Source organism: Serratia sp. NPDC078593 (assembly GCF_050268245.1).
In the GTDB taxonomy this organism is placed as follows: Bacteria; Pseudomonadota; Gammaproteobacteria; order Enterobacterales; family Enterobacteriaceae; genus JBNNGK01.
The window spans coordinates 438203-445779 of record NZ_JBNNGK010000001.1; the positions used below are offsets into that span (position 1 = coordinate 438203).

Annotated in this window: 5 protein-coding genes and 1 rRNA gene; 3 read left to right on the forward strand and 3 right to left on the reverse strand. The window is 47.6% G+C overall.

The genetic code is table 11. From position 1 onward, the window contains the following. Positions 1–18: 18 nt before the first annotated feature. Together ACQKDS_RS02005 and ACQKDS_RS02010 are read right to left on the reverse strand one after the other, a co-directional pair. A complete protein-coding gene (locus ACQKDS_RS02005) occupies positions 19–1491 on the reverse strand; it encodes a SulP family inorganic anion transporter (protein ID WP_399664126.1) in 1473 nt (490 codons plus the stop codon). Continuing rightward, positions 1469–2116 carry a carbonic anhydrase gene (locus tag ACQKDS_RS02010; RefSeq protein ID WP_399664123.1) on the reverse strand — a complete coding sequence of 216 codons (648 nt, stop codon included), beginning with the start codon at positions 2114–2116 and terminating at the stop codon, positions 1469–1471. Before ACQKDS_RS02010 ends, ACQKDS_RS02005 begins: the two co-directional genes overlap by 23 nt. A gap of 1228 nt (positions 2117–3344) precedes the next feature. Here ACQKDS_RS02010 and acs point away from each other — a divergent pair. From acs to actP, 3 genes are all read left to right on the forward strand, one after another. Then, complete coding sequence (gene acs / locus ACQKDS_RS02015; protein ID WP_399664120.1) at positions 3345–5303, forward strand: acetate--CoA ligase; 1959 nt, start codon at positions 3345–3347, stop codon at positions 5301–5303. A gap of 104 nt (positions 5304–5407) precedes the next feature. Beyond that, the gene (locus ACQKDS_RS02020) at positions 5408–5719 is read left to right on the forward strand and encodes a DUF485 domain-containing protein (RefSeq protein WP_399664117.1); all 312 of its coding nucleotides are present in this window, start codon (positions 5408–5410) and stop codon (positions 5717–5719) included. Continuing rightward, on the forward strand, positions 5716–7368 hold the full coding sequence (gene actP / locus ACQKDS_RS02025) for a cation/acetate symporter ActP (RefSeq protein ID WP_399664114.1): 1653 nt from the start codon (positions 5716–5718) through the stop codon (positions 7366–7368). The genes ACQKDS_RS02020 and actP overlap by 4 nt, the downstream gene beginning before the upstream one ends. Before the next feature lie 121 nt (positions 7369–7489). Here the strand turns inward: actP and rrf are convergent. Further along, positions 7490–7577: ribosomal RNA gene (rrf, locus tag ACQKDS_RS02030) — 5S ribosomal RNA — on the reverse strand; the annotation flags it as partial.

The window sequence follows — 7577 nt, forward strand, 5'->3', positions numbered from 1 at the left end:
ATTGGGCCAGTAAACGCCTTACACCGGCCAGCGGTTTAAAATGATGCCTCGCGTCGCCGCACTGGCTCCAAAATCTGCCAACATGGCGCGCACATCAGGATCGATATACTCCGCATTATCATGCTCGGCAATCACGACACTATTGTCTGGAATCTCCGCCAGCAAGAGTTGCAAACGCGGATTGTGCAGGAAAGTGAGATTCTGATGAAAACGCACCACATAATGGTCATCATAGCGCGTCAACTGCAACGCATTGTGGTGGCTCTTGTAGGTACTGCACAATAGTTGAGCCAACAGCCCTAATGCAATGCCCGCTAACATTCCGAACACGATAATTCCACCAACGGTGACGATAAACGGTGCGAACTGCGTTAATCCCCTGCGCCACTGTGTAACGAACTGAGCAGGCGAAGCCAACTTGTAGCCGGTATACAGCAGTACCGCCGCTAAACTGGCTAGAGGAATCGTATTGAGCAGATCGCCAAAGAATAAACCACACAACAAGAGCAATACGCCATGTAGTAAAATGGATATCTTGCTACGCGCGCCGGCATTAACATTTACCGAGCTGCGTACGATTACCGCGGTGATCGGCAATCCACCCAAGAAACCACTCAACATATTGCCCACGCCCTGGGCACGCATTTCTTTATCCGGTGACGGTGACGGCGTTTGTGATTTCAGTTTCTTCAGCGCTTCCTGGCTGAGCAGGGTTTCCAAGCTGGCAACCAGCGCCAACGTGACGGCAATCAGATATACCGAAGGATTACGCCATGCGCTTTGCCAATCCGGCCGACTCATCTGCGCGCCTAACTCATCAGCACTCTCAAATTTGGGCAGGGCAATACGCGGCATACTGCCTACACTTTCCGGCAATAAGCGTTCGCCAAAAATTACCGCCAAGCTCCCCCACAACACCGCAACCAGCGTGCCGGGTATATAGGTCATGACTTTAAAACGTTTGATCGGTTCAGTCGTCCATAACCACATAATCAGCAAAGCACCTAGCGTCACCAAAGCCGAAGCAGGTGACAATAATGCCGAGCTTGCCGAAAGCAGCGCGCTCAAGCCACCGTCCCCTTGATAACCTAACGCTAGCGGTAACTGTTGCATAATCAACAAAATACCAATTGCTGCCAACATGCCCTGAATCACCGTGCCTGGCACTAAGGAAATCCAGCGCCCTGCACGTAACAGACCAAAAATCAGCTGCAGTACACCTGCCATGATCAAAGCCACGAGCAGTAACGAAAATGAGCCAAGGGTTTCCATCGCGCCAACGACGATAGTCACGAGCCCAGCGGCAGGCCCACTGACCGCATAACGTGACGGACTCAGCATCGTCACCACAATGCCACCGATAACGCCGGTCAACAAACCAATGAACGGCGGCACACCACTGGCTTGAGCAATCCCCAGGCTCAGCGGTAATGCCACCAGAAACACCACGATCCCTGCAGGAATGTCATTACGCAGAGTGCTTAAGTTCATTACGCACCTCCACATTATCCTGATGAACCAACTCCTTTAAATGACCGTCTTGCAGATCGTAAACGCAGCCGAATATATCCAGCGACTTGCCCTGCTCCCAGGCTTGCCGAACCGGACGACTTGCGACCAAATGGGCAAATTGTATTACCACATGCGCTTCAACCAATCGATTCAAACGCGATGTTTCATCACCCTCGCTCTGTTGATAACGTTGAAGGTCGTTCGCTAATGAGCACCGCAAATGCGCCATGCGACGCGCTAATGCACTTTCTTCCTGAGACAACGGCATCTCCGGTAGGTTGACGGCGGCCTGAACACCGCCACAGCCGTAATGCCCACAGATCACAATGGCGGAAACATACAGATAGTCCAACGCATACTGCAATACGCTCATCAAACTATCATCATCCTCCAAAACCATATTGGCGATATTACGATGAACGAAGAGCTCCCCCGGATGGGCACCGGTCAAGACTTCAGCAGGCACACGGCTATCAGAACAACCAATCCACAGTGCCTGCGGTTGTTGACCAGCAACATGCTTACGAAAATAGTGAGGATTGCGCTGGCGTTGTTGCAACGCCCAACTGCGATTTCTGGCTAATAAAGGTTTGAGTATCGACACAACATGCTTCTCTCTGTTGGGGGACAAACAGGCTTTCACCTACCCGCCCAGGGCCAAATAACATTAATAAAACTGATGATGTTGATTAAGGCTTGAAGCTGATACACGGCATTTTCAACCGATGCAGGAACGTTCCTACAACGGAAAAGGCCTTTATTAAAAATAGAGGCGTACACGATTAAGGCAAGTAAAAAAATGCGGGAACTTTTGCGTATAAATCAGAAATTCATTGAATTTAATGAAGATAAAAATGAAACAGAAGTATTAAAAAAGTAAAGTAAGCATTTACTGAAAAAACTTTACACTCCAACCCTTCGGTCAATGGAGTGAACTTATCTACAACGAGCCTTACAATACTTAACTACAGCATATATTAAGTATGACTTGTCATTAGCGGATGAGAAAAAAGGTATCGATATTGGCATTTCAGAAATTTTTTGCCTCGCCCTAATCCAGCCTGTTTCAGACTTTTCCTGTCAGTCAGAACAGATGCCTAATGCTCCTTCTCGCTATTTTTATCCAACGCTAGCAGGATTAGAGCATAAATATTAATCATGTTTATCCTTAATATTTTCATTACGTCTGAAAATAAAATCAAGCGATCGTGATTAATATTACGTTAATAACGTTTTTTTAGCGCAAACATACTGGCAGACAAATAACAATCAGATAATATACATTTTTATCCGTATGAGAAATTATTTAAACTCACTTAGAAAACACTCATCTTAAATGCACAAAGTTAAATAAAAACAGATTGTTATGCCGCCTCTGGCTCACTATTGTTAGCCTTATTCACTGCAACTGGCTTGGGTAAATAATTTATTTATTATACACTCGGTTATTTATATAAACGATACAGTTAAAAATGACGCGAGCTTAAATTATTAATTTATTTTATATCTTGAGAATATATCTTTCTCATGATTTTTATGACGCCAGAAATTAAATACATATAAATTTCTAATATATCACTGATGTTCAGTAGTCAGCAGGGGTTTATTCAGTTCATATTATTGCGTTATTGATAGCAGTTTGATGTCAAAAGACGGGGATTTACGTGTTTTTTATCCCAAGCTAGCGTATGTCACCATCAATTTCACGAGTAACTATTACAAATCAATATCTTCGTTGCGTGATCTGCCGCCCAAAAAACAAACAAAGAATCATAGCAAACTACACTTAACCTTTGGTTGACATACTATTAACAACTTCAAGGAGAAAAGCTATGAGCCAACTGCACAAACACGCTATTCCTTCCGCCATTGCGGAACGTACCCTGATCAACCCAGTTCAATATCAACAGTATTATCAACAATCTGTGCAAGATCCCGAGGAGTTCTGGGGCGAGCACGGCAAAATCGTTGATTGGATCAAGCCATTTACTAAAGTGAAGAATACTTCGTTCGATCCAGGGCACATCAGTATCCGCTGGTTCGAAGATGGTACATTGAATTTAGCGGCCAACTGTCTGGATCGTCATTTGGCAACCCGCGGTGATCAAACCGCACTTATCTGGGAAGGTGACGATCCGTCTCAATCTAAACATGTCACCTACAAACAACTGCATCACGACGTATGCCAGTTCGCCAACGTGCTAAAAAAACTTGGTGTCAAAAAAGGGGATGTCGTAGCGATCTATATGCCAATGGTGCCAGAAGCCGCCGTGGCTATGTTGGCTTGCGCGCGCATTGGTGCCGTGCATTCAGTGATTTTCGGGGGATTTTCGCCGGAAGCCGTCGCGGGCCGGATTATCGACTCCAATTCGTGCCTGGTGGTTACCGCAGATGAAGGCCTGCGCGCGGGCCGCTCTGTTCCATTGAAAAAGAATGTAGATGATGCACTAAAAAACCCAGGTGTAAAAAGCATCAACAACGTTGTGGTATTCCAGCGCACAGGTAAACCCGGCTACTGGGAGGAAGGCCGCGATCTATGGTGGCATGAGCTGGTTGACGGCGTTTCCGCCGATTGCCCGCCGGAAGAAATGAACGCTGAGGATCCGCTGTTTATCCTGTATACCTCCGGTTCAACCGGTAAACCTAAAGGTGTCCTGCATACTACCGGGGGCTATCTGGTGTATGCGGCCATGACCTTTAAATATGTATTCGATTATCACGATGGTGATATTTATTGGTGCACCGCTGATGTCGGCTGGGTGACAGGGCACAGCTATCTACTCTACGGCCCGTTGGCCTGCGGTGCTATCACGCTGATGTTTGAGGGCGTACCAAATTATCCCGGTGTAAATAGGCTATCTCAAGTCATTGATAAACATCACGTGAATATTTTATATACGGCACCAACAGCCATTCGCGCACTTATGGCTGAGGGTGATAAAGCCATCGAAGGGACGAAACGGGATTCGTTACGCATTATGGGGTCGGTTGGTGAACCCATAAACCCAGAAGCCTGGGAGTGGTATTTCAACAAGATCGGCAACGGTAAATGTCCAATTATGGATACCTGGTGGCAGACCGAAACCGGTGGTTTCATGATTACTCCGTTGCCGGGCGCGACAGAGCTGAAAGCGGGTTCTGCCACACGGCCATTTTTTGGCGTACAGCCAGCGCTAGTAGATAACGCCGGTAATCTGCAGGAAGGGGCAATAGAGGGCAACCTAGTGATCACCGACTCTTGGCCTGGCCAAGCGCGTACTCTATTTGGCGACTATGATCGGTTCGAACAAACTTACTTCTCCACTTTTAAGGGCATGTACTTTAGTGGTGACGGAGCACGTCGTGATGAAGATGGTTATTACTGGATCACCGGCCGTGTCGACGATGTACTGAACGTCTCAGGCCATCGCCTCGGCACCGCCGAAATTGAATCCGCTTTAGTCGCCCACCCGAAAATCGCCGAAGCTGCGGTAGTAGGCATTCCGCATAACATCAAAGGCCAAGCGATTTACGCCTATATTACGCTGAACCATGGCGAAGAACCGACGCCAGAGCTTTACACCGAAGTACGTAACTGGGTACGCAAAGAGATAGGGCCTATTGCTACGCCAGATGTGCTGCATTGGACGGACTCTCTACCTAAAACTCGCTCTGGAAAAATCATGCGCCGTATTCTGCGCAAAATTGCTACTGGCGATACTAGCAACCTAGGAGATACCTCAACGCTGGCAGATCCCGCTGTCGTCGACAAACTGTTGGAAGAAAAACAATCCATGGAAGTACCGTCATAATTTTTTGCCGCTTCTCGCCGCTCATCGCCTTCTGCGGGATGAGCGGCCTGATACCTAACGGGTATAGCGCGGCGTTCGCAACAATACCTACTGGAGAAAAACTGATGAATGACACCATTTATCAAGGGATTGAGCAAAACCCGCGTTTTAAGGAGTTGGTGCGAAAGCGTAGCCGCTTTGCCTGGTTACTGTCGCTGATAACACTGGCTTTATACGTTAGCTTTATCTTATTGATTGCCTTTGAGCCGCAATGGCTGGGCACACCGATCGCGGCAGGTTCTATCATCACCCGTGGCATTCCGATCGGTGTTGGATTGATCGTCATTTCTTTCATCTTAACCGGGATATACGTCTTCCGCGCCAATGGTGAGTTCGACCGCTTGAATGCAGAAGTATTGCGCGAGGTGAAACAATGAAAGCCTTATTCGCATCAGCAACATTATTATTACTGCCTGGCTTAGCTAACGCCGATGCCATCAGTGGTGCAGTTCAGCGCCAACCGCTGAACATCCAAGCGATTGTGATGTTCTTGTTATTCGTTGGCGGTACCTTATATATCACGTATTGGGCCTCTAAACGTACTCGTTCCCGGCAAGATTATTATACCGCGGGCGGGCGTATCACCGGTTTTCAGAATGGGCTAGCCATCGCAGGGGATTTCATGTCTGCCGCCTCATTTCTGGGGATTTCTGCTCTGGTCTATACTTCAGGTTACGATGGACTGATCTATTCCATTGGTTTCCTGATTGGCTGGCCAATTATTCTGTTTCTGATTGCCGAACGCCTACGCAACCTCGGTCGTTATACCTTTGCCGACGTGGCCTCTTATCGCTTGAAGCAAAGACCGATTCGAACCTTATCCGCCTGCGGCTCATTGGTGGTAGTCGCACTGTATCTGATCGCTCAGATGGTGGGTGCAGGTAAGCTTATTCAGCTTTTGTTCGGTCTAAACTACCATACCGCGGTCATATTGGTCGGTATTCTCATGGTGCTGTACGTTTTATTCGGCGGAATGTTAGCGACCACTTGGGTACAAATAATCAAGGCGGTGCTGCTGTTAACCGGTGCCAGTTTTATGGCGGTGATGGTCATGAAATCTGTCAACTTCGATTTCAACACCCTGTTCACCGAAGCCGTAAACATCCATCCTAATGGTATCTCGATAATGAGCCCTGGCGGGTTAGTCTCCGATCCCATCTCTGCGCTCTCTTTAGGCTTGGCATTGATGTTTGGTACTGCCGGTTTGCCGCATATCCTGATGCGATTCTTCACCGTTAGCGATGCCAAAGAAGCTCGTAAAAGTGTGTTCTATGCCACCGGTTTTATTGGTTACTTCTATATTTTGACCTTTATTATCGGTTTCGGCGCGATCTTGCTAGTCAGTGCGAATCCCGCATTTAAAGACGCCAGTGGGGCATTGCTGGGGGGAACGAATATGGCGGCAGTGCATTTAGCTAATGCTGTTGGCGGTAACTTATTCCTCGGTTTTATCTCTGCAGTAGCATTCGCCACTATTTTGGCGGTAGTCGCTGGCTTGACGTTGGCCGGCGCTTCTGCGGTTTCACATGATTTGTATGCTAGCGTCATTAAGAAGGGTAAGGCGACCGAACACGATGAACTGCGCGTGTCCAAGATCACCGTAATCTGTCTAGGAATTATCGCTATCGCTCTAGGTATTTTGTTTGAAAAACAGAACATTGCCTTTATGGTCGGCCTGGCATTTTCCATCGCAGCCAGCTGTAATTTCCCAATTATTATTCTTTCTATGTATTGGTCACGCCTGACTACCCGTGGTGCAATGGTCGGAGGCTGGTTAGGTCTGCTAACCGCGGTAATTTTGATGATTCTCGGTCCAACAATCTGGGTACAGATTTTGGGGCATGCGAAACCGATTTATCCTTATGAATATCCTGCGTTATTCTCCATGATCGTAGCATTTGTCGGCACGTGGTTGTTCTCGGCTACCGACAATTCAGTATCAGGTCAGCAAGAACGTGAACGCTTCCGTGCACAGTTTGTTCGTTCACAAACTGGATTGGGAATATCCCAAGGTAGTTCGCATTAACCGAATGAAATACACATAGTTCGGACCAGGCCCCGGGATCTTTTTGTTCGGAGGGGCCTCTTTTTCACTAAAAACGCAAAAAGCCCCATGCTTTCGCATGAGGCTTTCTACTTTATTTGATGCCTGGCAGTGTCCTACTCTCGCATGGGGAGACCCCACACTACCATCGGCGCTACGGCGTTTCACTTCTGAGTTCGGCATGGGGTCAG

Excerpts from the sequence above, each read along its gene's own strand:
- ACQKDS_RS02005 (WP_399664126.1), bottom strand. The coding sequence starts at position 1,491 with ATGAACTTAAGCACTCTGCGTAATGACATTCCTGCAGGGATCGTGGTG.
- acs (WP_399664120.1), top strand. The coding sequence starts at position 3,345 with ATGAGCCAACTGCACAAACACGCTATTCCTTCCGCCATTGCGGAACGT.
- ACQKDS_RS02020 (WP_399664117.1), top strand. The coding sequence starts at position 5,408 with ATGAATGACACCATTTATCAAGGGATTGAGCAAAACCCGCGTTTTAAG.
- actP (WP_399664114.1), top strand. The coding sequence starts at position 5,716 with ATGAAAGCCTTATTCGCATCAGCAACATTATTATTACTGCCTGGCTTA.